23 protein-coding genes and 7 tRNA genes are annotated in these 26,971 nt (G+C 43.7%); 10 read left to right on the top strand and 20 right to left on the bottom strand.

Features of this window, described 5'->3' with window-relative positions:
• Window positions 1–40: 40 nt before the first annotated feature.
• A complete protein-coding gene (locus ACMXYU_RS05135; RefSeq protein WP_415901098.1) occupies window positions 41–1,360 on the bottom strand; it encodes a deoxyguanosinetriphosphate triphosphohydrolase in 1,320 nt (439 codons plus the stop codon).
• A 97-nt stretch (window positions 1,361–1,457) separates the two neighbouring features.
• A complete protein-coding gene (locus ACMXYU_RS05130) occupies window positions 1,458–2,876 on the bottom strand; it encodes a PLP-dependent aminotransferase family protein (protein ID WP_415900502.1) in 1,419 nt (472 codons plus the stop codon).
• Window positions 2,877–3,097: 221 nt separating this feature from the next.
• On the opposite strand from ACMXYU_RS05130, the gene ACMXYU_RS05125 reads away from it, so the two are divergent.
• Window positions 3,098–3,538 (top strand): hypothetical protein, encoded by a 441-nt coding sequence (locus ACMXYU_RS05125; protein ID WP_415900501.1) that lies wholly within the window; start codon window positions 3,098–3,100, stop codon window positions 3,536–3,538.
• A gap of 349 nt (window positions 3,539–3,887) precedes the next feature.
• Here the strand turns inward: ACMXYU_RS05125 and ACMXYU_RS05120 are convergent, their stop codons facing one another.
• Both ACMXYU_RS05120 and ACMXYU_RS05115 read right to left on the bottom strand, forming a co-directional pair.
• Entirely contained in the window at window positions 3,888–5,549 is a 1,662-nt protein-coding gene (locus ACMXYU_RS05120) for a methyl-accepting chemotaxis protein (RefSeq protein ID WP_415900499.1), read from the bottom strand.
• 163 nt (window positions 5,550–5,712) lie between these two features.
• Window positions 5,713–6,084 carry a VOC family protein gene (locus ACMXYU_RS05115; RefSeq protein WP_415892089.1) on the bottom strand — a complete coding sequence of 124 codons (372 nt, stop codon included), beginning with the start codon at window positions 6,082–6,084 and terminating at the stop codon, window positions 5,713–5,715.
• Between the two features lie 241 nt (window positions 6,085–6,325).
• Between ACMXYU_RS05115 and ACMXYU_RS05110 the strand changes: the two genes are divergently transcribed.
• The gene (locus ACMXYU_RS05110) at window positions 6,326–6,907 is read left to right on the top strand and encodes a peptidylprolyl isomerase (protein ID WP_415900498.1); all 582 of its coding nucleotides are present in this window, start codon (window positions 6,326–6,328) and stop codon (window positions 6,905–6,907) included.
• Here the strand turns inward: ACMXYU_RS05110 and ACMXYU_RS05105 are convergent.
• From ACMXYU_RS05105 to ACMXYU_RS05080, 6 genes are all read right to left on the bottom strand, one after another.
• Window positions 6,893–9,106 carry a heavy metal translocating P-type ATPase gene (locus tag ACMXYU_RS05105; protein ID WP_415900496.1) on the bottom strand — a complete coding sequence of 738 codons (2,214 nt, stop codon included), beginning with the start codon at window positions 9,104–9,106 and terminating at the stop codon, window positions 6,893–6,895. The two genes, ACMXYU_RS05110 and ACMXYU_RS05105, sit on opposite strands and share 15 nt — an antisense overlap.
• Window positions 9,107–9,228: 122 nt before the next feature.
• Window positions 9,229–9,690, bottom strand: coding sequence for a YiiD C-terminal domain-containing protein (locus ACMXYU_RS05100; RefSeq protein WP_415900495.1), 462 nt, complete (start codon window positions 9,688–9,690; stop codon window positions 9,229–9,231).
• A gap of 10 nt (window positions 9,691–9,700) precedes the next feature.
• Window positions 9,701–10,261, bottom strand: a complete 561-nt coding sequence (locus ACMXYU_RS05095) for an NAD(P)H nitroreductase (protein WP_415900494.1) — start codon at window positions 10,259–10,261, stop codon at window positions 9,701–9,703.
• A gap of 8 nt (window positions 10,262–10,269) precedes the next feature.
• The gene (gene queF, locus ACMXYU_RS05090) at window positions 10,270–11,094 is read right to left on the bottom strand and encodes an NADPH-dependent 7-cyano-7-deazaguanine reductase QueF (RefSeq protein WP_415900493.1); all 825 of its coding nucleotides are present in this window, start codon (window positions 11,092–11,094) and stop codon (window positions 10,270–10,272) included.
• Window positions 11,095–11,868 (bottom strand): ABC transporter permease, encoded by a 774-nt coding sequence (locus ACMXYU_RS05085; protein ID WP_415888751.1) that lies wholly within the window; start codon window positions 11,866–11,868, stop codon window positions 11,095–11,097.
• An 8-nt stretch (window positions 11,869–11,876) separates the two neighbouring features.
• Window positions 11,877–12,797 carry an ABC transporter ATP-binding protein gene (locus ACMXYU_RS05080; RefSeq protein ID WP_415900492.1) on the bottom strand — a complete coding sequence of 307 codons (921 nt, stop codon included), beginning with the start codon at window positions 12,795–12,797 and terminating at the stop codon, window positions 11,877–11,879.
• A gap of 178 nt (window positions 12,798–12,975) precedes the next feature.
• Here ACMXYU_RS05080 and ACMXYU_RS05075 point away from each other — a divergent pair, with 178 nt between their 5' ends.
• Window positions 12,976–13,371, top strand: coding sequence for a PA2817 family protein (locus ACMXYU_RS05075; RefSeq protein WP_415900491.1), 396 nt, complete (start codon window positions 12,976–12,978; stop codon window positions 13,369–13,371).
• A gap of 25 nt (window positions 13,372–13,396) precedes the next feature.
• Here the strand turns inward: ACMXYU_RS05075 and ACMXYU_RS05070 are convergent, their stop codons facing one another.
• The 10 genes from ACMXYU_RS05070 to ACMXYU_RS05025 all read right to left on the bottom strand — a co-directional run bounded on the left by ACMXYU_RS05070 (window position 13,397) and on the right by ACMXYU_RS05025 (window position 19,031).
• Entirely contained in the window at window positions 13,397–16,240 is a 2,844-nt protein-coding gene (locus tag ACMXYU_RS05070; RefSeq protein WP_415900490.1) for an EAL domain-containing protein, read from the bottom strand.
• A 5-nt stretch (window positions 16,241–16,245) separates the two neighbouring features.
• Window positions 16,246–17,442 carry a hypothetical protein gene (locus ACMXYU_RS05065; RefSeq protein WP_415900489.1) on the bottom strand — a complete coding sequence of 399 codons (1,197 nt, stop codon included), beginning with the start codon at window positions 17,440–17,442 and terminating at the stop codon, window positions 16,246–16,248.
• A complete protein-coding gene (locus tag ACMXYU_RS05060; protein WP_415900488.1) occupies window positions 17,417–17,827 on the bottom strand; it encodes a hypothetical protein in 411 nt (136 codons plus the stop codon). The genes ACMXYU_RS05065 and ACMXYU_RS05060 overlap by 26 nt, the downstream gene beginning before the upstream one ends.
• A gap of 149 nt (window positions 17,828–17,976) precedes the next feature.
• Window positions 17,977–18,052, bottom strand: a tRNA-Glu gene (locus ACMXYU_RS05055).
• Window positions 18,053–18,078: 26 nt separating this feature from the next.
• Window positions 18,079–18,153: transfer RNA gene (locus ACMXYU_RS05050), tRNA-Gly, on the bottom strand.
• A gap of 33 nt (window positions 18,154–18,186) precedes the next feature.
• Window positions 18,187–18,262, bottom strand: a tRNA-Glu gene (locus ACMXYU_RS05045).
• 26 nt (window positions 18,263–18,288) lie between these two features.
• Window positions 18,289–18,363 (bottom strand) — tRNA-Gly (locus ACMXYU_RS05040).
• A gap of 32 nt (window positions 18,364–18,395) precedes the next feature.
• A tRNA-Glu gene (locus ACMXYU_RS05035) sits at window positions 18,396–18,471 on the bottom strand.
• A gap of 376 nt (window positions 18,472–18,847) precedes the next feature.
• Window positions 18,848–18,922, bottom strand: a tRNA-Gly gene (locus ACMXYU_RS05030).
• 33 nt (window positions 18,923–18,955) lie between these two features.
• Window positions 18,956–19,031 (bottom strand) — tRNA-Glu (locus ACMXYU_RS05025).
• 210 nt (window positions 19,032–19,241) lie between these two features.
• On the opposite strand from ACMXYU_RS05025, the gene ACMXYU_RS05020 reads away from it, so the two are divergent.
• The 7 genes from ACMXYU_RS05020 to ACMXYU_RS04990 all read left to right on the top strand — a co-directional run bounded on the left by ACMXYU_RS05020 (window position 19,242) and on the right by ACMXYU_RS04990 (window position 26,932).
• On the top strand, window positions 19,242–19,982 hold the full coding sequence (locus ACMXYU_RS05020; RefSeq protein WP_415900487.1) for a hypothetical protein: 741 nt from the start codon (window positions 19,242–19,244) through the stop codon (window positions 19,980–19,982).
• A gap of 197 nt (window positions 19,983–20,179) precedes the next feature.
• Complete coding sequence (locus ACMXYU_RS05015; protein ID WP_415900486.1) at window positions 20,180–21,343, top strand: sugar diacid recognition domain-containing protein; 1,164 nt, start codon at window positions 20,180–20,182, stop codon at window positions 21,341–21,343.
• 164 nt (window positions 21,344–21,507) lie between these two features.
• Window positions 21,508–22,650: a glycerate kinase gene (locus ACMXYU_RS05010; protein ID WP_415881828.1), complete on the top strand. Its 1,143-nt coding sequence runs from the start codon at window positions 21,508–21,510 to the stop codon at window positions 22,648–22,650.
• Window positions 22,651–22,900: 250 nt separating this feature from the next.
• Window positions 22,901–24,346 (top strand): pyruvate kinase, encoded by a 1,446-nt coding sequence (gene pyk, locus ACMXYU_RS05005; RefSeq protein WP_415900485.1) that lies wholly within the window; start codon window positions 22,901–22,903, stop codon window positions 24,344–24,346.
• Window positions 24,347–24,369: 23 nt separating this feature from the next.
• The gene (locus tag ACMXYU_RS05000) at window positions 24,370–24,513 is read left to right on the top strand and encodes a hypothetical protein (protein WP_415892103.1); all 144 of its coding nucleotides are present in this window, start codon (window positions 24,370–24,372) and stop codon (window positions 24,511–24,513) included.
• On the top strand, window positions 24,500–25,786 hold the full coding sequence (eno, locus tag ACMXYU_RS04995; protein WP_415900484.1) for a phosphopyruvate hydratase: 1,287 nt from the start codon (window positions 24,500–24,502) through the stop codon (window positions 25,784–25,786). Before ACMXYU_RS05000 ends, eno begins: the two co-directional genes overlap by 14 nt.
• Window positions 25,787–25,861: 75 nt before the next feature.
• Window positions 25,862–26,932, top strand: a complete 1,071-nt coding sequence (locus ACMXYU_RS04990; RefSeq protein WP_415900483.1) for a TRAP transporter substrate-binding protein — start codon at window positions 25,862–25,864, stop codon at window positions 26,930–26,932.
• Window positions 26,933–26,971 lie beyond the last annotated feature (39 nt).

Here is a 26,971-nt window from a genome sequence, read left to right as displayed (position 1 = left end):
GATGTAAAAACCTTATTATATGAGAAATTCCTGCTGGCCCCTAACTTAAGCCGCCAATTTGTCGAGCGAGGTAGGTCGCGTAGTTATCTGTCATGCCACTAATAAAATCTAAAGCGCGCATATAGGCTTTATAAAGCGGCAGCTTCGGCGATGGAGCGTGAATCCCCATCAAACTGATAATGCGATCGCTACGATAGCTCAAACCTTCGCCCTGTAATTGATAGTTGTCATATACAGCATGGCAAAACGCTTCGAGTAATACCCCTAGGGTTGTATACGCACCAACTTCTAACTCGGTTTTTCGGGTATCAGGGAATACCTTTTCTCGTGCTAATTTTTTAGCTTGATACAGGCCATCTCGCACACCGGGATCACCATCAGCTAAAAGCTCGCCAGTGTATTCACCGCGCATAATCAAATACTGGTTATCCATATAAGCTTGAACCGCAGAACTCACCATATGCTTCATCGCCATACCTCTTAATGCCGAGATCTTACGACGTGCAGACGCTTGAGAGGTAAAAATCTCTGCTTCATAAGAGGTATCACCACAGAGTGTGAGTAAGATCGGTTTGATCTCATCGAAGGTCAAAATATTCAGCTCAATAGCATCTTCCAGATCTAGAATGGCGTAGCAGATGTCATCAGCAGCTTCCATCAAATAGGTCAGCGGATGGCGACACCAGCAGCCTTTAGACTTCTCAATTAAACCTAATTCTTTACCTAACTTATTTAGTATTTCGACTTCGGTTTGATAGGCGCTGAATTTACCTTTATCCCCTGCATAATCAGCACTCCAAGGATATTTTAAAAGCGCGCCAAGGGTTGGATAAGTTAAACGCAAACCGCCATCAAACAGGTGATTTTCAATACGCGTAACAACTCGGAAGCCTTGGGCATTACCTTCAAAGGTCATCAGATCTAGGCGTTCTGAGTCAGAAAGATTTTCCAGCAGTGCACTGTTTTCTTGGCGTTTAAACCAATCCCTTATTGCATACTCGCCCGCATGCCCAAATGGAGGATTGCCAATATCATGTGCTAAGCAGGCCGATTGTACGATCATTCCTATATCGTAGGCCGTTGCCCACTCCGGAAGCTGATCCTGAATTAACTCCCCTACGCGTATACCTAAGGTTCTTCCTAAACTTCCCACCTCAATAGAGTGGGTCAAACGCGTGTGGATATGATCATTCAAGGACATCGGATGAACTTGTGTTTTTCGCCCTAAGCGTCTGAAAGCACTGGAGAAAATTATCCGATCCTGATCTTTATGAAAATGGCTTCTCCCAAACTCATCTTCAGTTACTTCTGCATGGCCGTAACGCTTGGTTGTGAGTAACTTTTGCCACTGCATTTCCATGTTGTACTCTCCGCTCAGCAACTTCATTCAGACTCATATTGTCGGCCATTTACAGGCTTTCTATATAAGCTTTTTGGTTAACCATACGCGTAATTGATTACGCTTCTGCTATCAGCTTTTTAGCCTCCTCGCCAATCGCTTTTAACGCTTCTTCTGTTTTTTCAGTCAACTTTTTGGAAAAGCTTAATCGAACAAAATTACGATACTTACCTGACGCAGAGAAGATAACCCCAGGCGCAATGCTCACTTGTTTTGCCTCTAGCCTTTTATTTAGTTTTATTGAATCGACTGCTACAGGAAATTCCACCCAAAGCAGATAACCGCCTTCGGGGTAACTCATACGAGTGCCTTCTGGGAAGTAACGTCTGACAAGGTCGATCATCATATCCCGGCTATGGTGATATTGAGCTCTCACCTTTCTAAGGTGGCGCTCGTAATATCCCTTAGCAATAAACTCAGCAACTGCTTCCTGCTGAACTGGAGGGTTACTCACAGTCGAAACAAACTTCTTATGCAGTACCCTTTCAGTACATTGGCCAGGCGCGACCCAACCTAATCGCAAACCATAAGCAATGGTTTTAGAAAAAGAGGAACAAAGCAGAACACGACCTTCTTCATCAAAGGATTTAATCGTTCTCGGACGAGGTGATTTATAGAAAAGATCGCCGTAAATATCATCTTCGATGATCGGAATATCATACTGCTGCGCCAGTCTAAGCAGCTCTTTCTTGCGGCTTTCAGGCATAGTATATCCAAGTGGGTTATTGCAGGTTGGAGTTACCTGAATCGCCGCGATAGGCCACTGCTCTAATGCCAATTCTAATGCTTCTAAACTGATGCCCGTTTCAGGGTGCGTCGGAATCTCCATAGCTTTTAATCCCAGCGCTTTAATAGCCTGAGTCGAACCATAGAAACTGGGTGAATCTGTTGCTACAACATCACCTGGTTTTGTAGTTGCTCTCAAACTGCAAACTAGAGCTTCCTGACAACCGCTGGTAATAATGATGTCATCGGGATGAAGCTTACATCCCGAATCTGAAGCTAGTCGCGCTATCTGCTTACGTAGCTTCTCACTCCCCTGAATCTCACTGTAATTGAGAAATTGTTCTGACTGTAAGCCCGCTGAATTGGTTAGCGCTTTCAGTAAGGGCTTTAATGTCGGAGTATTAATTTCGGGGCTCGCAGTCCCTAAAGCAATGTGTCCATGTCCTTTGGCACTATTTAGAAGATGATAAACCTGCTCCCAATGTGACACTTCTAGGGGACGCTGTGCCGGTCGGCTCACTTCTGGTAATTCCGGCGCCTCTCCTCTGGACTTTACGTAGTACCCAGATTTAGGCCTGACTTCAACAAACCCATTCTCTTCTAGGCGAAGATAAGCTTCTTGAACTGTCGAAATACTGACTTCTCTCTCTTTGCTTAACGATCTTATAGAAGGCAGCTTGCTCCCTACAGGGTAATACCCTTGCTCTATACGCTTAATCAAAGCTTCTTGGAGCTGTTCATACAGTTTCATTACAAATGACCATTACAGTGAAATATTACAGTACAGATAAAATAAAAATTAGCATCACAGAAATAATTTTACAAATCTGTAACGCCTAAATAATAATTTTCTAAATCTGTATACTATTTACCGCCTAATTTAACATTACTCCATGATCAGAAATCAATATCTGTACATATTTTAAAGTATACAAACAGACCTTAAACACTACAGATAAAGGAGTACAAACAATGCAACGCCACTTAAAACTATCAAGCTTGTTATTAGGAGGGCTGCTGCTTAGCGGTTGTGATAGCAGCTATCATGCATTTGACGGTAAAAGCGGCTTCAGCTTTACACCGATCAATAGCGATGAATACAGCGTAGAATACTTTGGGGACAAAAAGAGCAGTCAGAAAGATGTCGAAACAATGTGGCATCATGCGGCAAGAGAACTGTGCCGAGGCGGAGCATATCAGCATCAGATCTTTTCGCGCACTTCTGAAAAGCAAGCGTTAAAACAGTACGGTGGCGGAAACATACTCCCCCCAGAAAGCACTACCTATCAAGTTAAAGGGGATATCCTCTGCCTTGCTCCTAATTTAGCAAACAAGGCAGTAATCAAGGATAGAGTATTACTTGGCAAACACTTTTCCTCCGATCAACTTGAAAGCGGGAGCGCCACGAATTAATGCTTCACGCGCAAACACCATCTGACATCCCGGACATTCGCAAGGAGTCTTGGTATGGTCTTCATTGATACGCTCTTTGAAACACTTTACTAAGGCTCCTTTTCCTCCTTTACGATACTTGAATAACAACGCCTTACATTTAGCGCAATACACATCTACCGTAGTTGTTGGCCCTTTCTTATTAGGCTTTGCCATACTTCCTTTATTTCCTTAAAAACCGATCCCTTCGCTGACCCAGATCGTTATTAGCCAAATACTTAGTAATTTAGTCCGCTATTATCTATTCTCTCCAAGAAAATTGGCATAAAAAAAGCGGACATAAATGCCCGCTTTAAAAACCTAGTTTCTTTTACGTTTTAAACTGGTTTACCAAAGTTGTTAAGCGCTGTTCGAGCTGCGACATTTCCGCAGTGGTCGCAGATAGCCTATCGGCATTACCACTCGCTTTTTCAGAGATATCAGCAATGTGCTGAATACTTCTGCTTAGCTCATCTGCCACAGCTGTTTGCTGTTCTGCAGCAGTCGCTATCTGAGTACTCATGCCACTGATATCACTAACTGACGTAGTTATTGTGTTTAACTGATCCCCAGTATGACTCGCTTTTTCAACTGTGCGATCTGTTTGTTCACGGCTACGCTCCATCTCCTGAACAGCTTGACGGGCACCTGATTGAAGCTTTTCAATCATCGATTGAATTTCATCTGTGCTCTGCTGTGTTCTGTTGGCTAGCGTTCTTACTTCATCCGCCACAACAGAGAAACCACGGCCTTGTTCACCCGCCCTTGCAGCTTCAATCGCGGCATTTAAAGCGAGTAAATTGGTTTGGTCTGCAATCTCTTTGATGACATTAATAACCGTACCAATGTGCTCAGAATCACGATCTAACTGACCGATAACATCAGCCGCATTATTCACGCCGCTTTGTAATGACTGAATTGAGTTGATGGTTTCATTAACAACGATCTGACCACCCTGCGCGGAATCATCTGCAGTTTGCGCAGAGTGCGAGGCATTGGTTGCGTTTGTAGAGACCTCTTGCACAGCGGCAGCCATTTGGTGAATTGCAGCAGCCACCTGCTCGGTTTCTTGGCGCTGATCATTAACCTCTTGCCTAGTATCATCAACTACGCCAGTCATTCGAGCCGTTGCTCTTGAAAGTTCTTCGATTGAAGATTTAACTTCAACAATGAGTGACTGAATTTTAGCTGCGAAAGAGTTAAATCCATGCGCTAACTCACCCACTTCACCTTTAGCACTAGTATCTAAACGCTTACTAAGGTCACCTTCCCCTTCGCCTATATCTTTCAGAGCAGCCGCTGCAGCCGCCAATGGATTGGCAATACTATTTGCCATCATTACTGAGACTAAGCCGAAGACAATCACAAAGCCGCCACCGATCATTAAAATAAACAGCATGGTATTTGTGATCTCAGCTTCTAGTTTTTCCGTTGCCGCAGCAACCTGATCTTCAATATCATCTATATAGAAACCGGTACCTACCATCCATTCCCAATTATCTAGACCAATGGCATAACTCAACTTATCCACATCAGCATTTTTAGATGGTTTAGTCCAAACGTAAGTTAGATAACCGCCACCTTTTTTAGCGGCTTTAATTAGCTCTTCAATGATCAGTACGCCATTTTTATCTTTAAGCCCCATCAGGTTTTTACCCCGCAACTGTGGCTTCGGACGAGTAGCTAAATTGGTACCATCATACTTGTAGGCAAAAATATAACCGTCACCTTTCTCGCCATACGTCAGCTCGGTCAAGATATTCAATGCTTGCTCTTGCGCGTACAGATCCTCTTTACCTGTCCCCTCATAAATATGCTTAATTGATGATGTTGCTAGATCAACATAGCTCTTTAATGACTCTTGCTTGCTCGCCATTAATTCGGAGCGTAGCTCCTCAATTTCATGCTCACCGAGCGCTCTTAGTTGAAAATTTACAACGACCATGACGACAGCTAATACCGCAATCAACGGTATTAGTGTTAATAAAAGCATTTTATGTTTTAACGCCATATTGCCCATGAGTTAACCCACTCCAACTCTTGTCTTGCGGCTTAGGGCATATAGGTATGCACCTTAGAATGTCCGTATTTCAGACCGCATTTATAGTTATTGTTACGCAAAGCAGTGTTGTCTAATTTGGTTTTCTTAACACAGTCTATGCGGCTTTTAGTTCTATACAGTTTCCATCTGGATCTTCGATGTAAACTGAACTACCAAAGCCTGTTGCACCATTTCTCTTCTCAACCCTTCCATAAGGCACTCCCTCCCTCCCCAGAAAAGGAAATAACACTTCGGGTTCAAATGGTTTAATCCTCAAACAAAAATGATCTAGATTTGAGTGCTCGCTCCGTTCTTTAACCGGCTTAATATCAATTAGAGAGTCTCCAGCTCTAAGTTGATATAACAGAGGGCTTTCTACCTTACGAATCAGTTCACAGCCAAGCACACGGACATAGAAGTCTAAACACGCTTCCTCATTGAGGGTGTTTAGAACAATGTGATCTAGCTTTTCAATCGTAAAGCTCATAAGCGCCTCCAATAGAGCGCAGTATTCAAATCATAGAAACGGCTCAACAGTACTTAGGAGTTACATACTCTACTACTATAGAACGAATCTCAAAGATAGCAAAACTCTTTTGATATCAGATAATTGCTTAAAAGATAACCAATAGGTAAATCACCCGAAATGAGTGGGAAATAACTGAGGTGACGGCGGGTTTGATAATTAGGTAATATGCCAACAAATAAATCTAATTGTTGATAAGACTATGTTTAAAAAATTTCTCGCTATTTTCACACTTACGTTTTCTCTTATAAACGTAGCTTTAGCCGATCAAGCTAACCCACAGGTTGTTATGAAAACCAATTTGGGTGACATCAAATTAGAACTTTATCCGGAAAAAGCACCGATCACGGTTAAGAACTTCCTAGATTATGTGGATAACGGATTCTATGAAGGCACTATTTTTCACCGAACTATTGCAGGCTTTATGATTCAAGGTGGTGGTTTCACTCAAGATCTAGAGCAAAAAGAAGTTCGTGATCCAATTAAAAATGAATCAGCAAATGGCTTAAGCAACTTACAGGGAACAATTTCAATGGCACGTACCAATTTCCCTGACAGTGCTACATCACAGTTTTTTATCAATGCAGTGAATAACTATAACCTTGATGCACGCGGCAGACGCCCAGGCTACGCGGTATTTGGTAAAGTTACTGACGGCCTTGATCTAGTAGTTCGTATCAGCCGCAGCCCAACAGCGCCGAAAGGCGGTCACCGCAATGTCCCACAACAAGCAGTGATCATCGAGAAGATTGAACGTTTAGGTTCCGAATCAAAGTCGAACTAAACGAAGACGGTTAGCATTACTTACAACTGTCACTGAAGACATGGCCATAGCAGCACCTGCTATGGCCGGATTCAGCAGAATACCTGCCACCGGGAACAATATTCCCGCCGCAACGGGGATAGCTAAGCCGTTGTAAATAAATGCTCCAAACAAGTTCTGACGAATATTTCGAACCGTTTGTTTAGATAAGTTAATAGCCTTTTCTACGCCTTTTAAAGAGCCTGAAATCAAAGTCACGTCAGAACTCGCTATCGCAATATCAGAGCCAGAGCCTATCGCATAACCAAGATCAGCCTGCGCTAGTGCCGGCGCATCATTAACACCGTCACCGACCATCGCCACGACTTCACCTTGCTCTTGCAAACGTTGAATAACGGCCTGCTTTTCCTCAGGTCTCACATCCGCGAAAACTTTATCAATCCCCACTGACTTTGCCACAGCATTCGCTGTTTTACTGTTATCCCCAGAGAGTAAAACAACGTTTAAACCTGAAGCTTTAAGCGCACTAATCGCCTGTTCAGAATCTTCTTTAATTGGATCTGCAACACCAAACAACGCAACCAGCTGATTATTCTGAGCAACAAAGACAAGGGATTTAGATTCGTTACTCCATTTAGAAACCACTTCTGTTACTTCGCTACAATCAACTTGGTTTTCGTCCATCCATGCTTGATTGCCGATATACCATCTGCCAGAGTTGGTTTCGGCAATGACCCCTTGCCCAGATACATTCTGAAAATTCGAAACGTCTACTGACAGTTCCCCAGTTCCAAACTGCTTCACCAATGCAGCAGCCAACGGATGCTCCGAATGAGCCTCAATAGCCGCCACTGTTGTTCTAACCATGGTCTGATCATCATGCAAAAACAACTGATCAGTAACTACAGGTTCGCCTTGGGTCACTGTACCGGTTTTATCTAACACAACGACCGAGATTCTTTCGGCTAACTGCAGCGCATCTGCATTACGAATCAAAATACCGTTTTGTGCGGCTTTACCTACAGCCACCATAACAGACATAGGTGTAGCCAAACCCAAAGCGCAAGGACAAGCAATTATCAGCACTGTCATCATAGTAATTATGGCGTAGGTCAACTGAGGCTCTGGACCAAACCACCACCAAATTAATGCCGTAATAACAGCCAAAGCCATTACGACGGGAACAAAAACAGCTGCAATTTTATCGGCTAATTTACCAAGCTCCGGTTTACAGTTTTGAGCTTCACGCACCGCTTCGATGATCTGTGCAAGAACAGTTTGAGAACCAATCTGCTCTACTTTAATCAGCAAGCTTCCTGATCCATTCAATGTCCCACCCACTACAGAGTCACTTACTTCTTTGTTCACCGGCATTGACTCGCCGGTTAACATAGATTCATCTACGTAACTGCTGCCAGACATCACCTGACCATCAATCGGCACTCGCTCTCCAGGACGCACACGGATTTCATCACCCAAAGCAAGGAGTTCAACGGTTACTTCTTTTTCCTCACCATCGCGCACACGAAGCGCTGTAGCAGGACGAAGATTCATAAGGCTTCGAACAGCATCACCGGTTTTCTTTCGTGCTCGCGCCTCCAATGCCTGCCCGAGTAGAATAAAACCAAGAATCATCACAGAAGCTTCGTAATAAAGGTGGCGCGCTTCCATAGGCAGCTCGATACCGACTACAGAAACGAGCAATAGACCGGTAGAGTAGATCCACGCAGCCCCTGTCCCTAAAGCGATTAAGCTATCCATATTAAATCGGCCCAGAAAAGCCGATTTATAAGCTCCTTGATAGATATGACCCGCACAGAAAAACATCAAAAGCAGCGCAGCAACACCTGTCACCGCTCCTAACCATAACCCTGACGTTGTTGTGATATCAGGCATCATGCCAAGCCAGCCTTGAAGCATTAACAGAGCCCCAAAAGCCAAACCAATAACACTGCGCTTAAGCGTTATCTGATACTGTCCGTTTTCTCGCGCTTCAATCTGTTCGAAATCAGTTTCATCAGTAATTTCTTCTGCACCATATCCAGCACTTTCGACTGCAGCGATAACCTGCTCAACACTAGATTTTGAGGAAACACTTAAGCTTCGATCAGCAAAATTAACCGCAAAGTCCTCAATTACATCTGCTTGCTGTAAGCCTTTTTCCAATGACCTAACACAGCCTGCACATTTAACACCTTGCAAAGACAACCGATAAATCATGATGAAACCTGTCGTATGGTTAATAGATTGAGAAATTACGTGATGAAATTTCCTTAAGCATAAACCCTAAAGCTAACTATAGGGTCAAGGATATATTAGAGAGGATATAAGAGGTAAGGCGTCTACGACTGCTTTTCCATAGCAACATAACTGCCACTGAGACGCATAGCGACTTGGTCTTTCTGTTTAATTTCGATCACTAAATCCATCCGAGCACGGCCCTTAGCCTGCATTTTTTGATCAAAAACAGCTAATGCTTCGACATTAGGTAGTTGGCATTCTGCGGTAAAATCAGAGGTTACCGGTAGGAAATACTCGAGCTTACTCTCCCTGATAACCACATCATCGTTTCTGCCCTGAGCGCGAAGATACAAAGTCACAGCACTCCAACCACAGAGTGTGGATAAAGTTGCTAGAGATCCGCCAAAGCCTGTGCCCTTATCGTTTACATTAGGCGCAAGCGCTGCAGACATTCGCAAGCACTTGCCATCCCAATCTAAAGGCTTTACTCCCATATGATTAACCAATGGGATTTGTGATTTAAGCCAAGTAAGAAACTCAGTAGTACTGTTTGCTTCACTCAAAGGGTGCTACCTATACGCCAGTCCATTCAACGACATACTCCTGCTGATCATGCACAGGAGCCTTACGTAATTTCTTTGGTGTTCCTAGATAGATATAACCAATAATCGTTTCCTGCTCAGTTAAACCTAAGCCTTCACGTACAACTGAGTTATAAGCCATATCACCTGTTCGCCACATAGCCCCTAGCCCCTGAGCATAAGCAGCTAAAATCATATTCTGAGCGGCACAGCCTGCTGAAACCTCCTGCTCTAACACAGGAATTTTAGGACTATCTTTGACTGCAGCAATCACAACTAACATGCATGGCGCTCGAAGAGGCATCGCACGAATTTTATCTTGTTTTGCATCAGGCAGTTCAGCATCGTTGGCTAAAGCACCGCGGAGAAAAAGCTCACCAAGCTTTGCTCTCGCTTCGCCTTGCACAGACAAAAAGCGCCATGGACGCAGCGCTCCATGATCGGGCGCACGTAAAGCCGCTTGGTAAATATTCTTTAACTGTTCTTCGGTTGGGCCTGGCTCATTCAAAACCGGGCAAGAAACACGATTATGTAATAATTCTAAAGCTTCCATATTACCCTCTACTGGCGGCTCAAACGCAGATTATCAATATCTTCAGAATCACTACTTCTGAATGGATTAATATCTAAACCACCACGGCGAACATAACGTGCATAAACATTCAGGCTCTGTGGCTTACAGCGCTCCCAGATGTGCATAAAAATATTTTCTACACATTGCTCATGGAAGTCGCCGTGTTCGCGGTAAGAGATAATGTATTTCAACAGCCCTTCTCTATCGATCTCTTTACCGCAATAACTAATACCAAGCGTTGCCCAATCAGGCTGTCCCGTTACAGGGCAGTTTGATTTGAGAAGATGGCTATAAAGCACCTCTTCAATATCATCTTCGCCGGTTGTTAATAGCTCAGGCGCAGGTGTGTATTGGGTAATCTCAACATCCTGATTATCGATACAGAAACCCGTGAATTGCCCAAATTCTGGTGCTTGATCAGGATGGTATATGCGAACCTCTACGCGTCCACCAGCGGCTGCTGAAAGATCTTCGATTAAGCGCTCTTTTACTTCGCTTTCAGAGGAAAATTTACTGAGATTGAATGAGTTCAAATACAGCTTAAACGACTTGGACTCGATAATATTTTCAGAATCAGCGAAGACCTTAAACTCAGCTAAACGCACCTCGGGTTTACCACGCTGATTCAACCAAGACATCTCATAGGCGTTCCAAATATCAACACCTACAAATGGAAGATCTTTACGTTCTACACCTTGCTGCTTCCAATTGACGTCGCGTGCAATTGGATACAACAGATTTGGATCATAGCTGTTAACGTATTCGGTACCTTGCCCTAATGGCGAGCTGGCAATTACATCATGTTCTTTCATTTAACTACGGATACCTTTACCGTTTTGTAGCAGATATAGGGCATATGAAAATAGACCGGCGATAAACAGAATAATCATGCCGAAAGCAAACCCTACATTTATATCACTTACACCTAGAATACCGTATCTAAAGGTATTCACCATATACAGAATCGGATTTAACTGAGAAACCCCTTGCCAAAACTCCGGCAGTAACTGTATCGAATAAAACACCCCACCCAAATAGGTTAAAGGGGTTAACACGAAGGTCGGAATGATGCTGATATCATCAAACGAGTTCGCAAAAACAGCATTGATAAAACCGCCTAAAGCAAACAGCACTGAAGTTAGGAATACAATCGCAATTGTCACTAGAAGGTTCTGAACCTGAAGATCGGTAAAGAATAGAGACAATATTGTGACAATTAAACCAACGCCCAACCCACGCGCCACTCCACCTAAAACAAAACCACTCAAAATCACCCAGTTAGGAACAGGCGAAACTAGTAGTTCCTCAATGTTTTTTTGGAATTTAGTGCTATAGAACGATGACACTACGTTGCTATAGGAGTTAGTAATTACTGACATCATAATCAGGCCTGGCACTATATATTCCATATAGTCAAAGCCACCCATTTCACCGATCCGGCTACCAATCAGATTACCGAAGATGATGAAATACAGTGTCATAGTGATGGCAGGCGGTAGCAGCGTCTGAGCCCAGATCCGCATAAAACGCTTAATTTCGCGTCGAACAATGGTCCAGAAAGCTACCAATAAATCTTGGGTATTCATGCCTAATCCTAATCCAAACTTTTATCTACCAACGCAACAAACAACTCTTCCAATCGATTGGATTTGTTACGCATACTACTCACATTCACACCCTGCTTTTGCAGCTCAACAAAGAGCGTATTCAAGCCCTGATGCTTTTCTACATCCACTTCTAACAGATGGTCTCCTTGCAATCTGATTGGATAACCCGAGACCACTGGTGCAGCTTCTAAGCTCGAATCGAGATCAAGTAGGAAAGTTTCAGTATTCAGCTGCTGTAACAGAGCTCGCATACTGGTGTTTTTAACGATATTGCCCTGATCGATAATCGCAATATTGCGACAAAGACTTTCCGCTTCTTCTAAGTAGTGTGTCGTCAGAATAATTGTGGTTCCCGCCGCATTGATCTCTTGTAGGAACTCCCACATGGAGCGTCTTAATTCGATATCGACACCAGCTGTTGGCTCATCCAGAATCAAAAGCTTTGGATCATGCATCAATGCTCGTGCAATCATTAAACGACGCTTCATACCACCGGATAGCATGCGAGCAGCACCGTTACGCTTATCCCATAAACCTAGTTGTTTTAGGTAATAATCTGCTCTCTCTCCAGCTGCTTTACGGTTAATACCGTAATATCCCGCCTGAGTAATTAAAATATCCCGCACGTTTTCAAACATGTTGAAATTAAATTCTTGCGGCACAACACCCAGATATTTTTTGGCTTGAGTTAAGTCCTTATCTAAATCCACCCCGAAGATCGATACGCTGCCGGAGGTTTTATTCACCAAGGAAGAGACAATACCCAAGGTAGTCGATTTACCAGCACCATTAGGGCCGAGTAAGGCGAAGAAATCCCCTTGTTGAACATCAAAGGAGATATCCTTTAATGCCTCAAAGCCATTTCCATAGACTTTACGCAGGTTTTTTATAGAGAGCGCTAACGTCATTTATCTTTCCAAAAATATAAGCAGGTAATTATCCAAATCGACTTAAAACCTAAGCGAATTGAATCTCTCTTCGTAAGATTTCAGCAAACTGTGCAAATACAGGATTAAGTCAGGTGTAAGGCTGGCTGCAATGAGCCTGAGCTTATAAAATAACCCTGTCCATTATCTGGAGAGCAAAATGACATCTTACCAAATTCATCACCTGAATTTCTTAAAAATTGCTTACAATAACTTTATTAATCGAGATCCATTTAAATCAGAAACACCAACTCAAGATGATTTGGACTTTATCGAGGAATTTCAGCAGCTGATTGAGAATTTCGAATCGCAAGAAACCGGCGTTTACGAGCAAGGTGCTGATTTCATCGATAAAGCTTTCCGTCGTTATCCAGAGCTAGCGCACCTTATTGCTCGTGACCTTCTTTGGTTCTTTGGCGGTAATAATCTTCACAATATGACGGATGATGAGATCCAGAAATTCCAACAGCTTGATGAAATGCGCTTTGAAGCCGAAGAAAATGATCAAGAGTTTGATTACATCAATAAGCGTGCGGGTTTATTTGGCCAAAACTAATTAGTTTCAATCAGCCATGTAATGCCTATTCGAATGAGATCTCAACTGCCTGATTCATAACAAAATCAGGCAGCTCTTCAGCAGGCAAAGGTCGACTAAAATAGTAACCCTGAATTAGATGACAACCATGTTGTCGCAAATAAGATAATTGCTCACTGGTCTCAACACCTTCTGCCAAAGCCTCCAAACCCAAACTCTGGGCCAATACAATAATCGCCTTAACAATGGCTTCGCCTTCAGGGTTAGTGCCAATATCACGCACAAAGCTTTGATCTATTTTTAAGGTATTCAGCGGCAGTTTCTTCAGATAACTTAGCGATGAAAAGCCTGTACCAAAATCATCCATCGACAGAGAAAGCCCCATTTCACGGAATTTATGCAGTTTTGGGATAGTAATCTCTGGCTGTCTAAGCAAGAAGTTTTCGGTTACTTCTAAATCCAGCAGGTCAGGCGAAATATTCGTTTCACGCATAACCCGTCTCACCGTAGGAAGCAGGCTCTCATGCATTATTTGCTGACCAGCAATGTTCACACCGATACGGATATCCATTCCTTGATCGTGCCAATCTTTACCATTTCGACACGCTTCTTCTAATACCCACTCACCAATAGGAACGATAAGCCCCTGCTCTTCAGCAAGCGGGATAAATTTAGCCGGAGAAATCATACCCGCCTCTTCATGCTGCCAACGCAACAGGGCTTCAACCCCCATTACACTGCCATCACGCGCATCGATTTGCGGTTGATAGAATATTCTAAACTCATCCTTCTCAAGCGCACGACGAAGGTCATTCACCAGAGAGAAACGCTCATAGCGTTGACTGCCCTGCTCATCATGGTAAAAACGCAATTGGTTTTTGCCACTTTCTTTAGCATCAAACATTGCCACATCAGCATGCTGTATCAGACTAATAACATCCCGCCCATGCTCAGGAAAAAGTGAGATGCCAATACTGACCGTACTAAAGATTTCATAACCATCGATAAAGAAAGACTGCCTAAATGCTCTTAGAATGTGCTGAGCTACCAGCTCTACCTCACGAACAGAATTTCGCCCTTCCAGCAGAATAGTAAATTCATCACTACCGAGGCGCGCCAAAATACCATCATTAGCAATCACTGTTTGAATACGTTCAGCGGTTTGCTGTAACAACTCGTCCCCAACAGGATGACCCAGTGAATCATTAACATCTTTAAAAGAATCTAAATCGCAGAAAAGCACAGCAACTATAGTGTCATCAGCTTCACAATGACGAATAGCCTGTTCTACTTTTTCGTTAAAGTACAAACGATTAGGGAGCGCCGTCAATGGATCGTGGTTTGCCATCCAAATAAGACGCTTTTCAGCATGGAGACGTTCAGTGAAATCCAAACCTATAGAGAGTATCTGCGCATCAGCACCTGGAATATTCAGAACGGAGTGCAACCAAGATATTTGCAGCATCTGCCCAGTACTCGACCTGATTGAAGATTCAATCTGAACTTTAGAGTCTTTACGAGTGATCAAACTATCCAACAACAACTGATGCTGATCGTGTTGTTTCGGGTCATGATTTAGATCAAGAAAATGCATCAGTCTCGCTTCTGAAGCTGAAAGCCCAAGCACTTCCTGCCCAAATCTATTTAGGGTGACGATATTGCCACTATTATCCAAAGTTAGAATTATCGTTTCAGCTGTATCAAGCAGACTAGTAACAAAATCCCTTTCTGCCTCCAACTGAACTGAGCGCTCTGTAAGGTTTTGCGCCCTTTCGAGTAAAGATGTCTCAAGCCGCTCTAACTGATTGGCCAATTCCAATGTACTATCTTTTAAAAGGTCTAATTCATCTTCATAGATAGCTTTACGCTGAATAGCACCAAGGCGCTGTCTCATTTCAGCAAATGCACTGCCTGCCAATAAAGGTAAGAGTACGGATATCTCGGTAATCATATTCAGCGGCGAACGAATCATTGCCAACTGAAATAATGCCGCTAAGAATAAACCTAAGCCAGAGACCAATAGCTGCTGAAAAAGCTCCGCCTGAGCTTTTCGATAATTTTGAGTATGATCATCGATTAAGATCCAGTATGCAGCACCTGGCTCAGCACCAAGAGGCGGTTGAAGAATGATCTGATACCTTTTCTCACCATGTTCAACTTCAAATACACCACCCTTAGGCGGAATACTCTTTTCACTTACCAACTTATTGAGCAAAATTACATTGTCAGACTTTTCAGTAAGGTATTTGAGGTCCAGCTTCCATAAACGAGCCGCTTTTACTTGGTTTTTTGGCTGCACAGCCAACCCAATACCCCTGCCGCTTTGTTTTTTAAAATCCAGGATGACATCACGCATTTCTCGCCCAACCACCATAACGCCCACATTGTCATTTTCGAGACGCACAGGCATAGCGACGTAGCGCAAACATTCCTTGAAACAATAAAAGTAATTGTATGGTGTTTCTTTAGATAAAACTTGAGAGATCACAGAGAAAGGCAACTTAACTGTAATTCCCTGTTTATGGAGTGCTTGGCCATATTGATCATATAGATAAACAGCATCCATAGCCCCATTCATTAAAAGGCCTGGAAAATAGCGTTCAATAGATTCAATATAAGATCCAGCAGAAGCACCGCTAGAATCGACAACGATAGGGATCATCTGCCCCATCTCTAGGAGACGATCATAAGACGAAGAGACCAAACCTTCCAATACAAAAAGATCGCGTTCTGACGCCTCAAACTGTTCTTGAGTGGTCTTTTTGGTCAGTTGCACATATGAGTAATAGCTATACGCTAAGTGCAAGACAGCCAGCACCAAAACAAGGTTAAGAAAAACCTTCCAGCGCAGACTTAAAAAAGACCTTTCAGTTGAGCTCTCAATCGACATAGAGATTAAAACCTATAGGTCGCCTGTAGAGTAAGCATATCCCAATCCTCAACCTTCTCCTGATCATCCGGGTTTTCTTGAGCCGCTAACCAACCAGTACCTTCGACATGATGCCACTCAGCGCGCAATAACCAATTTTTACTTGGTTTCCAACCCACACCTAATGTCCAATCAAAGGCAAATTGAGTATGTGCTGGTTTCCCTAGAAGTGCAGCTGTTCTTTTACCATCACGGTCATCTTTATCTAAATAAAGCATGTCACGACGTAAAAATAACGTTACATCCGAACTTAAACGGTGATCAAGCTGCAGATAAAAGGACTCGGTCGTATTTTCAGGAATTAATGCATAAGCGCCGCCCAAGCTACCCCAAGTGATATCCTGTTGGAAATATTCGCCGGTCAGACTCCATTTTTGCCAGTTGTACTGCATAGATAACGCAGTCACATCAATCTCGACACGGCCATCCCCTGGAGCTCCCGAGAGCAGATCTGGCATATCCGGACCGTCAAAATCTAATTTAAAGCCACCAATGGTCGCTGCAACAACAAAGCTATAGTCACTTAAGCTATATTCAGTTCGCCATAAATACCCTGTACTGTCACTAAAGGAACCATCCCAGTCATTATTCAGGTAAGCATATTCCACGTTTAGATCTTTACGCGGTTCACCCATAACCAGTTCAGACTCTAAAGTGCCATGATCAAACAGGTAGCGACCGTATAATCTAAAACCATCCGAAGACAATTCTAAGTTTCGCGCTTTATCAAAATACAAAGATTGCGGCAAAACGGCAGATGGGCGAGTAAAGGCAACATCTCGGGTTTTATTGTAAAAACCAAATGGGTTTTTAATTCGACCGACACCTATTCCAAAAGAACCTCGTTCACCTTCATAGATTCGGTAATCGAGCAAGCCATAATCGACCGTTAGATCTCCGTCATCGACGTCACCTGCTCTACGAGACATTAACTGCCCTGTTAGTAACAAGCGATCGCTTAAACGCCAAGACGCATTTCCAGCAATTTCACGAAAATCCCAGCTTCCTGACTCACTATCCCCATAAAAGCTATTGTCACTGGTATGGGTATACCCTTGGGTGATAAACCCATTGAATTCTATATCAGGTGCTCCTTGCACTGATAAAGATAAGGAGGCCATTATAATCAACAGCAACCTATTTAATTGTAATGACTTTAACATTCAGCCCTCCTTGGATCGATGTCATCACATAGCCTATTGCCCCTTTGGTTTGGGACACTCGTTGAAGCATTTCAGCTTCGGAATTAACCGTAATCGGTGACTGCCCAGCACCAGAAAAAACTGATCGATCCCAAATATTTGATAGCTGATAAGGGAATATACCCAAAGACTGCTTAACAAAAAGCTGATGTTTATCTTGGTAAGGCGGAAGAATAAAGACACGCACTGGCATACCATCTGGCCATGTTCGTGTACGCATTGAGAAGATTGAAAGCAAATATTGCTTAGACAGACTTTCCAGAGACACCTCTGAATTGACTATCACCTCAGACAAAGCTGTCTTAGGCAGCAACAACAGCAGTAATAAAACCAGAATTCTGATCATACAATGAAGCCAACCACATCCTATGTGAAACAGCCTAGCATTATACCCAAACGGCATAAGTACCTTGTTTGGCCGAATATTCGCTTAGTTTAGACTAAACACACACTCACTGCCCAGTAACTGAGGAAAAAATAAGCATAAAGGAGGAATGGCGTCCCATAGGGGGTTCGAACCCCTGTTACCGCCGTGAAAGGGCGGTGTCCTAGACCACTAGACGAATGGGACGCAACAAATTGTAAACTCCGAAGAGTTGGAGCGGGAAACGAGGTTCGAACTCGCGACCCCAACCTTGGCAAGGTTGTGCTCTACCACTGAGCTATTCCCGCATAATCTCTCTGATTGAAAATCAGCAAGAGAAATGGCGTCCCATAGGGGGTTCGAACCCCTGTTACCGCCGTGAAAGGGCGGTGTCCTAGACCACTAGACGAATGGGACGCAACAAATTGTAAACTCCGAAGAGTTGGAGCGGGAAACGAGGTTCGAACTCGCGACCCCAACCTTGGCAAGGTTGTGCTCTACCACTGAGCTATTCCCGCTTATTCTTTTTGATTAAAAATCATAAAGAAAATGGCGTCCCATAGGGGGTTCGAACCCCTGTTACCGCCGTGAAAGGGCGGTGTCCTAGACCACTAGACGAATGGGACGCTGCTATTCCTCAAAGGGCGTTCCCTTGTGAGGAGGCGCGTATATTAAAGAACTGATTCTGGTGGGTCAACCCTAATTTTAAGAAAAAATTGCAGTTTTTTTATTATTGAAAAAATAATTAAAACAACGCTCAAAAATCGCACAAAAACAGCCCTAACCTATTGGTTAGAAAGGTGTTATTGATAGGACTAGCACATTAGAAAAACTCAATATAACTGCAACTGCTCATTTCGCGTCCAAAACATTAAAGCAAACAACAAGAACAATTAAATAGAAAGCCGAAACAGCTAAACAGAAAACTTAACAGAGGGAATAAACAATCAAGAGAAGGAGAATTTCAGGCATAAAAAAACCAGCAATAAGCTGGCCGCATTTTGGAGCGGGAAACGAGGTTCGAACTCGCGACCCCAACCTTGGCAAGGTTGTGCTCTACCACTGAGCTATTCCCGCATATTCTTTTCAACCAAGAAGTTAGAAAGAAAATGGCGTCCCATAGGGGGTTCGAACCCCTGTTACCGCCGTGAAAGGGCGGTGTCCTAGACCACTAGACGAATGGGACGCTGTAGTTCCAGATAAGCTCTGAAAGCGGTGCATATAGTATATATACCCTTTTCCGATTACAAGCACTTTTTTGATTTTTTTTATCTATAAAATCAGACACATTTTTTGATAGTGTAAACTTACTTATATAGATATAGCGTTATACAATCTCTTAACTATTAAGACTTTTGAGAAATCGCTTTTTCACTGGCAGTCAGGACCTACATTTATGAGCCCGACCTATATTGGACTTTTAATTCTTCTCGGTGTCGCCGTTATGGCAGGTATTGGATTTGCTGTTCAAGATATTGAAAACAAGAAGAGAGAGCGAAGCCTTAGACTTATTACTCTGAAAACTGCCATACGCCGTGCCTCTCACCTTTTTGAAGCCTTCCCCCCTATTCTTCTTACCAGCGAAATTCGTGCTTTATTGGTTAAATATCTAGAAGTCCGCTGGAACGCTGTGGTCGAACTTGATGGTTCAGAGTCCAACCGACAACAGCAAGCCGCTTTTCAAGCGATGGTCGGCACGGCTCAAGATCCTGTCAGCCACCCTTCTGGATCCATGACTCTTTTCGCTAACCCCAATGAAGCAGCTAGAGCGCTTGGGGTAATTAAAGAATTTGCTCAGTTTATTAGTGAAATTAAAAACAAGGGTGAACTCAATGGTAATACTGCCGATCAACTCACCCTTGAAGCTAAACGAATCTACGGCAGAATTGAGGTTGATATTGACCTCATGAGTGCAATAGAAACTGAAGAACGACAAGGACCTGAAGTAGTTGTCCATCACTACCGTAGCTGTTTTAGTAAGCTTCAAAATTTAAACCGAAATCAAGAACTTGATCGTCAACTCTACGAGATTCGTACACATTTAACTCGGCTTGCTGAAGATATTGATCAAGCAAACGAAGAGAAACGCATCGCCAAAGAGCAAGAAAAAGATTCAGGTAAGAAATTTAATTTCTAGCTCCCCCCTTCTGAGGCCTACATAAACGTGGGCCTTCCCTTCATATCATGAAGTGCCAAAGCCTTACTAAATACCCGATCAAACATGCTTATTTTAGCTACCGATAACATCGAAACTCTGTCTGATACTTCGTAACCATTCTTGGCGTATTCACTCGCTCTGTATTAAGCTGCCCCAAAAAGCTGTTACAGAAAACTATGTATATTGATCACCAAATTGCCCAAAAAATCGTAGATCGCTCGATGAAAATCATCGGTCATAACGTCAATGTAATGAACCACCAAGCAATCATCGTTGGTTCTGGTGATCCAGATCGGATTGATCAACTCCACGAAGGCGCCCTGCAAGTTTTAAATGCTAAAGCGGAGATCGATTTTGATTGCGACCAAGCTGAATCCTTAACCGGTGTACAGGGCGGTATCAATATACCTATCACTAATGATGGTCAGATTATCGGAGTTGTTGGGATTACCGGTAATCCCAACGAAGTGCGTAAATACGCCGACCTTGTTGTAATGACAGCTGAACTTGTTTTAGAACAAGCAATGCTCGCTGCGCAGGTACGCTGGGACCGACGCCTTCAGGAAAGTGTTATCGTGCGCTTGATTGAGGGAGGTTGGCAGAACGATACATTGTTCAACGATCGTGTTGAACGAATGAAAATAGATCTAAACATCCCTCGTGTTGCAATGATCGTTGATCTTAGATCTGCTGAAACACAAAAAGATATCTCCCTCTCAACCATGCAAGGGATTTTACGTCTACTAGAAAAACGTGATCCAGACACATTACTCGCTATATCAAGCCCAACTCAAATTGTTATTTTGCAAAAAATACTCTTACGCAATGAACATTGGGATTATCAAAAAAGCCAAGAACACCAAGAGAAATATCGTCTGCAACTCGCCAAGCAAACTGATATTAACTTCCACATCAGTCTGGGACAGTATTTTGAAGGTATAGAAGGTCTAGCTGAATCCTATCAAAGCGCACTCAAAACCCTTGAAGTCGGCAAGCTGAGCCATCCTAAACAACAACTATTTTCAGCCAGAGAGATGCTGTTGGATTTGGTTCTGAAAGACTCATTAGAAAGCTGGAGCGGCCCTCAATTATTAGCGGACTATGAAAAGCTGGTTAAAAAAGACAGTAATGGCAGTTTGCAAAAAACTCTGCAAGTCTATTTCGCTAATAACACAGACTTTTCACTCACAGCTGAAAGTCTGCATGTTCATCGCAACACTCTGCGCTACAGGCTTGAGAAAATTAATGATATCTTAGATATCGATCTTAAAAACCTTCAAGATCTCTTTCGTTTATACATCGCTACCCGATTAAGCGAATGGGACAACAAGCCGGAATAACTAATATCACCCTAAATTGTGCAATCTGACAAAAACAAAACCACTAAGCCTTTTTAATTTGTTTTTTTGTACGAAGCCGTCATCTCCACAACTTCGGATAATAATCCTTAAATCATTACTGGTTGTAGCACTTTGCTGTCACCCTGCATTGCTTAAGGATTGTTATGAAAATAGTTATTGCTCCAGACTCTTTTAAAGAGAGTCTTTCCGCACAGCAGGTAGCTGAAGCCATTAAACAGGGCTTTAGTCACATTCTTCCGCAGGCCGAATATATTCAACTTCCGGTAGCAGATGGTGGCGAAGGGACAACTGCCGCCTTGATTTCTTCCACACGCGGCTCTTTCCATCACACTCAAGTACAAGATCCACTTGGACAAACAGTTACTGCCACTTGGGGAGTTCTAGGCGATGGTGAAACAGCTGTCATTGAAACAGCTGCAGCTTCAGGCCTAGACCTGATTCCAATGAATCAGCGCAATCCGATGATTACCTCCAGCTACGGCACTGGCGAATTAATTCGCGCAGCTTTAGATAAAGGGGTTACTCGGATCATTTTTGGTTTAGGTGGTAGCGCGACCAATGACGGTGGCGCTGGAATCCTACGGGCCCTTGGTGCAAAGCTTCTAGATGCTGCGGGCCATCCTTTAGCCCCCGGTGGTGGCTCCTTACATAAACTAGCGGATCTGGATATCAGCCAACTAGATCCACGCTTAAAACATGTTCAATTTGAAGTAGCCTGCGATGTTGATAACCCTCTACTTGGACCAGAAGGAGCCTCAAGCACCTTTGGCCCACAGAAAGGTGCCAGTAAAGAACAGGTATCCCGTCTAGATCAAAACCTAAAACATTTTGCACAATTTCTAACGCGCGTTAGCGGCACTGATGTAACCCAAGTCCCTGGAACTGGGGCTGCAGGAGGCATAGGTGCAGCATTATGTGCTCTGTTTAATACTCAACTTAAAAGCGGAATTGAAATCGTCTTAAACGCTGTACAAATAGACCAACACTTGAAAGCTGCTGATTTGGTAATTACAGGTGAAGGCAGCATTGATAGCCAAAGCTTACGCGGCAAAACGCCTATTGGTGTTGCAAAGCGAGCTAAGCATTTTAACTGCCCTGTCATAGCGCTAGCTGGCTCCATTACTCCAGAACAAGCCCCTCTGAAAGCCTGTGGCATTGATGCCATATTTAGTGTTGTACCTGGCATCGTCTCTTTACCAGAAGCACTACAACAAGCAGAAATCAATCTACAAAATTGTGCCAAAAATATCGCAACGATCTGGGCATTTAATCACAGTAACATTTAAAGAATCACATCCTCAGGACCGCTCTGTGGCCCTGACCTCTTACAGCGCTTTGCTGTACTCTTGCCGGTCTGATACTCAGACCGGCTTTTTTTTACTCAAAATACGGCCATCTTTACTCACAACTCACTTTTGTACAAATGCACAAAAAACAGATCTGAATTAGCTATTAATTTTGTACACCTGCCGAGGCAGGTCCTTTCTCATCATCCGATAATGTGTTCATACCTAAAAGGCTACAGGAACACAGATCATGAGAAGAACAAAAATCGTTGCCACTCTTGGCCCAGCCTCTGATTCCCCTGCGGTAATCAGTCAGCTGATTCAATCAGGTGTCGATGTTGTCCGCCTGAATTTCTCCCACGGAACTGTGTCTGACCATAAAATTCGTGCACAACGTGTACGTGAAGCAGCCAAATCGGCTAACCGCTACGTTGCAATATTAGGCGACCTTCAAGGTCCAAAAATCCGCATATCCCGCTTTGTTGATGGCAAAGTCCTACTCAAAGCAGGTCAGGCTTTTACCCTTAATGCAGAGTTGGATACAGACGCTGGCAACCAAGATCAAGTCGGGCTTGATTACAAAGGCTTAGTTGAAGACTGCCAAGCCGGTGACATGCTACTCCTAGATGATGGCCGCCTAACTATGCGTGTTGAACATATCAACGCCCCTGAAATCCATTGCACCGTTGTTCTTGGTGGCTACCTATCGAATAACAAGGGTATAAATCGCCAAGGCGGCGGATTATCAGCAGCCGCGCTAACAGATAAGGATAAAGCAGATATTTTAGCTGCCGCAGAGATCGGTGTGGATTACCTAGCCGTTTCGTTCCCTCGCGATGCCGCCGATATGCAGGAAGCACGCGCCCTGCTCACTCCGACAGGTAGTAGTGCCGGTTTAATAGCAAAGATTGAACGCGCTGAAACTGTCAGCAATCCAGAAGTACTTGATCAAATTATCGAAGCCTCTGATGGCGTAATGGTCGCGCGCGGAGACTTAGGGGTCGAAATTGGGGATGCCGAACTAATCGGTGTGCAAAAGCAGATAATCCAACGGGCACGACAATTAAACCGTGTAGTGATAACGGCAACCCAGATGATGGAATCGATGATCACGAACCCGATGCCAACCCGTGCCGAAGTTTTTGATGTCGCCAACGCAGTTCTGGATGGCACCGATGCAGTCATGCTATCAGCTGAAACGGCTGCTGGTGATTATCCGATCGAAACTGTTGAAGCCATGGTGCGTGTAATAGAGGGCGCGGAAACTCAACCTCAAACAAGAACCTCTGGTCACCGAATACATCAATCATTCTCAAATATTGATGAAACCATCGGCCTGGCCGCAATGTATGCCGCCAACCACCTATCTGGGGTTAAAGCGATTATTGCGATGACCGAGACCGGTGCCACTCCGTTACTAATGTCTCGCATCCGTTCAGGCTTACCGATTTTTGCCTTAAGCCCTAATCAAGAAGCCTTGCATCGAGCAGCCATATTTCGTGGTGTCGTACCTCTATTTTTCGATGCCTCTTCCATATCTCACGAACAGATTAATCAGTCTGCAGTAAACAGCTTAATCGACGCAAAAATCGTCACCGAAGGTGATTTGGTCATGATCAGCAAAGGGGATTACCTCAATGTTCACGGTGGTACCAACACGCTAAAAATTGTTCGTGTTGGCAGTGATATCAAATAAGAAACATAACAGGAGGAGATGCCATGGAACCAACTAATACCTACGAACCCGCTGCTTGGCCGAGAGATTTTGACTTTCGAATAGAAGTGTCCGAGCAGCAAGAATTGCTAGAGATACCGCATCCCCCTGCGAATGAAGCCGAAGGTAAAAGTCATGAGCAAGATTAAACAGATCATCGGTCGCGAAGTCCTAGACTCACGTGGTAATCCAACGGTTGAAGCGGATGTCATTCTAGACTCAGGCGTTTCCGCTACCGCTTGCGCCCCTTCAGGTGCGTCTACTGGTTCCCGAGAAGCTTTAGAGCTACGGGATGGCGATAAAAAACGCTATCAAGGAAAAGGCGTTTTAACAGCGGTTGCCAATGTAAACGGATCCATCAACCAAGCCCTACAAGGCATGGATTGTTTAGACCAACAACAGCTAGACCAATGCTTGATAAAACTCGACGGTACTGAAAACAAAGCTAATCTGGGTGCCAATGCAACCTTAGCGGTATCTTTAGCTGTCGCTAAAGCGGCTGCTATCGAAAAGCAAATACCTCTGTATGCCTACATTGCAGAAATTAATGGCACTCCCGGTGAATACCTAATGCCGGTACCAATGATGAATATTCTTAACGGCGGTGAGCATGCCGACAATAATGTGGATATTCAGGAATTTATGGTACAGCCACTGAATTTCAACAGTTTTTCTGAAGCGTTGCGCTGTGGCACAGAAGTTTTCCATAGTTTGAAAACAGTACTACAACAGCAAGGCTTAAACACTGCGGTAGGTGATGAAGGCGGCTTTGCTCCAGATTTAGGCAACAATGAACAGGCATTAATCATTATTAAGCAAGCAGTTGAACAGGCCGGGTATCAACTAGGTACTGATATTAGTCTGGCGTTAGATTGCGCTGCTTCCGAATTTTACCAAGATAACCTCTATCAACTAAGTGGTGAAAACAAGCAGTTTAGTGCCAGTGAATTCAGCAACTATCTAGCTGAACTGGCTGCTAAATACCCAATTCGCTCGATCGAAGATGGCATGGACGAATCCGACTGGCAGGGCTGGTCAGAACTTACGCAAAAGCTAGGCGATAAAGTCCAATTGGTCGGCGATGATCTGTTTGTAACCAACAGCAAAATTCTACAACAGGGAATAGAACAGAAGGTTGCTAACTCAATACTGATCAAATTTAACCAGATCGGCACTCTATCTGAAACACTGGATGCTATTCGCTTGGCCAAAGCCGCGGGTTATAGCGTCGTAATTTCTCACCGTTCAGGTGAAACCGAAGACACCACCATTGCAGATTTAGCCGTTGGCACTGCTGCGGGCCAGATAAAAACCGGGTCTTTGTGTCGTTCTGATCGTGTCGCGAAATACAACCGTCTTCTTCGAATTGAAGCCGAATTGACCGGCGAAGCTCCTTATCCCGGAGCAACAATTTTGAACTAAGCATTACCTCAAGAACCCCATGCGATTAAGTCGATATCCGCATTACTACTATAAAAATAGAAACTGGAGTTACTTATGAAAACCATGAGAAAAACCATTCTGAGTACAGCGATTGTTGCAGCTACTGTATCAATGTCTTCCACAGTATTAGCAGAAGGCAGAGTACTATTGAAAACACCGATTGCTTTTGCGACCAACCTGCCAGCATTAGGCTCGCCTATTGTTGAAGTAGCAGAGCGCCTGAATAAGATTAGTGGTGGCAATATCAAGATGAAGGTGTATGAGCCAGGTAAACTTGTTGCTCCACCAGAAATCCTTGATGCCGTATCTACAGGTAAGATTAATTCAGGCTATGCAACGGCTGGCTATTGGCAGGGTAAGATCCCAGCATCCGCATTGTTTTCAGCCGTTCCTTTCGGCCCTGAAGCAGGTGAATACCTAGCTTGGTTGTACTACGGCAATGGCCGTAAGTTATGGCAGGAAATGTACGATTCTCATGGCTATAACGTACACAATATTCCTTGCGCAATTAATCCACCAGAAACCTCTGGCTGGTTCTCTAAACCGATCGAGAAACCAGAAGATCTTAAAGGCATCAATATGCGTTTCTTTGGTCTGGGCGCTAAAGTCATGGAAAAAATGGGCGTAGGTACGGTACAGCTACCTGGTGGTGAGATCTTTGGCGCACTAGAAAAAGGCGCGATCGATGCCACCGAGTTTTCCCTACCACAGATCGATCAACGCCTAGGCTTCCACAAAATTGTAAAATACAACTACTTCCCAGGCTGGCATCAGCAAGCAACGCTGCATGAGCTGCTTATCAACAAAGACACTTGGAATAAGCTTTCTCCGACGCAACAAGAAATTATTGAAACAACCTGTAAAGCCTCTATCACTGAGTCGCTAGCAGAGGGTGAAGCAAGTCAGTTTGAAGTGTTAGCGCAGTCCGCAGAAAAAGGCGTTGAACTACGTTACTGGAACGACACTATGTTAACAGCCTTCAAATCCTCTTGGGATGAAGTAGTAGCAGAGCAAAGTGAAAACGCTTTCTTCAAAAAAGTATGGGATGACATGAGTCAGTTCCGCGGTGGTTACGATTTATGGGAGTCTTTGGCTTACCTTCCACGTACTAAGCCTCAAGACTAAGCATCAAATAGCCTGATTCACACCGAGTCAAGTCTATGT

The sequence above is a fragment of the Neptuniibacter sp. QD48_11 genome (assembly GCF_047778095.1).
In the GTDB taxonomy this organism is placed as follows: Bacteria; Pseudomonadota; Gammaproteobacteria; order Pseudomonadales; family Balneatricaceae; genus Neptuniibacter.
Note: the sequence above shows the minus strand (reverse complement) of the source record. Positions and strands in the feature narration are given on the sequence as shown.

Coding starts and splice junctions, on each gene's coding strand:
- ACMXYU_RS05060 (WP_415900488.1), bottom strand. CDS start 17,827: ATGATCAGAATTCTGGTTTTATTACTGCTGTTGTTGCTGCCTAAGACA.
- ACMXYU_RS05110 (WP_415900498.1), top strand. CDS start 6,326: ATGTTTAAAAAATTTCTCGCTATTTTCACACTTACGTTTTCTCTTATA.
- ACMXYU_RS05130 (WP_415900502.1), bottom strand. CDS start 2,876: ATGAAACTGTATGAACAGCTCCAAGAAGCTTTGATTAAGCGTATAGAG.
- ACMXYU_RS05135 (WP_415901098.1), bottom strand. CDS start 1,360: ATGGAAATGCAGTGGCAAAAGTTACTCACAACCAAGCGTTACGGCCAT.
- ACMXYU_RS05095 (WP_415900494.1), bottom strand. CDS start 10,261: ATGGAAGCTTTAGAATTATTACATAATCGTGTTTCTTGCCCGGTTTTG.
- ACMXYU_RS05000 (WP_415892103.1), top strand. CDS start 24,370: ATGGAACCAACTAATACCTACGAACCCGCTGCTTGGCCGAGAGATTTT.
- eno (WP_415900484.1), top strand. CDS start 24,500: ATGAGCAAGATTAAACAGATCATCGGTCGCGAAGTCCTAGACTCACGT.
- queF (WP_415900493.1), bottom strand. CDS start 11,094: ATGAAAGAACATGATGTAATTGCCAGCTCGCCATTAGGGCAAGGTACC.
- ACMXYU_RS05020 (WP_415900487.1), top strand. CDS start 19,242: ATGAGCCCGACCTATATTGGACTTTTAATTCTTCTCGGTGTCGCCGTT.
- ACMXYU_RS05075 (WP_415900491.1), top strand. CDS start 12,976: ATGACATCTTACCAAATTCATCACCTGAATTTCTTAAAAATTGCTTAC.
- pyk (WP_415900485.1), top strand. CDS start 22,901: ATGAGAAGAACAAAAATCGTTGCCACTCTTGGCCCAGCCTCTGATTCC.
- ACMXYU_RS05125 (WP_415900501.1), top strand. CDS start 3,098: ATGCAACGCCACTTAAAACTATCAAGCTTGTTATTAGGAGGGCTGCTG.
- ACMXYU_RS05080 (WP_415900492.1), bottom strand. CDS start 12,797: ATGACGTTAGCGCTCTCTATAAAAAACCTGCGTAAAGTCTATGGAAAT.
- ACMXYU_RS05010 (WP_415881828.1), top strand. CDS start 21,508: ATGAAAATAGTTATTGCTCCAGACTCTTTTAAAGAGAGTCTTTCCGCA.
- ACMXYU_RS05070 (WP_415900490.1), bottom strand. CDS start 16,240: ATGTCGATTGAGAGCTCAACTGAAAGGTCTTTTTTAAGTCTGCGCTGG.
- ACMXYU_RS05085 (WP_415888751.1), bottom strand. CDS start 11,868: ATGAATACCCAAGATTTATTGGTAGCTTTCTGGACCATTGTTCGACGC.
- ACMXYU_RS05115 (WP_415892089.1), bottom strand. CDS start 6,084: ATGAGCTTTACGATTGAAAAGCTAGATCACATTGTTCTAAACACCCTC.
- ACMXYU_RS05105 (WP_415900496.1), bottom strand. CDS start 9,106: ATGATTTATCGGTTGTCTTTGCAAGGTGTTAAATGTGCAGGCTGTGTT.
- ACMXYU_RS05015 (WP_415900486.1), top strand. CDS start 20,180: ATGTATATTGATCACCAAATTGCCCAAAAAATCGTAGATCGCTCGATG.
- ACMXYU_RS04990 (WP_415900483.1), top strand. CDS start 25,862: ATGAAAACCATGAGAAAAACCATTCTGAGTACAGCGATTGTTGCAGCT.
- ACMXYU_RS05120 (WP_415900499.1), bottom strand. CDS start 5,549: ATGCTTTTATTAACACTAATACCGTTGATTGCGGTATTAGCTGTCGTC.
- ACMXYU_RS05065 (WP_415900489.1), bottom strand. CDS start 17,442: ATGTTAAAGTCATTACAATTAAATAGGTTGCTGTTGATTATAATGGCC.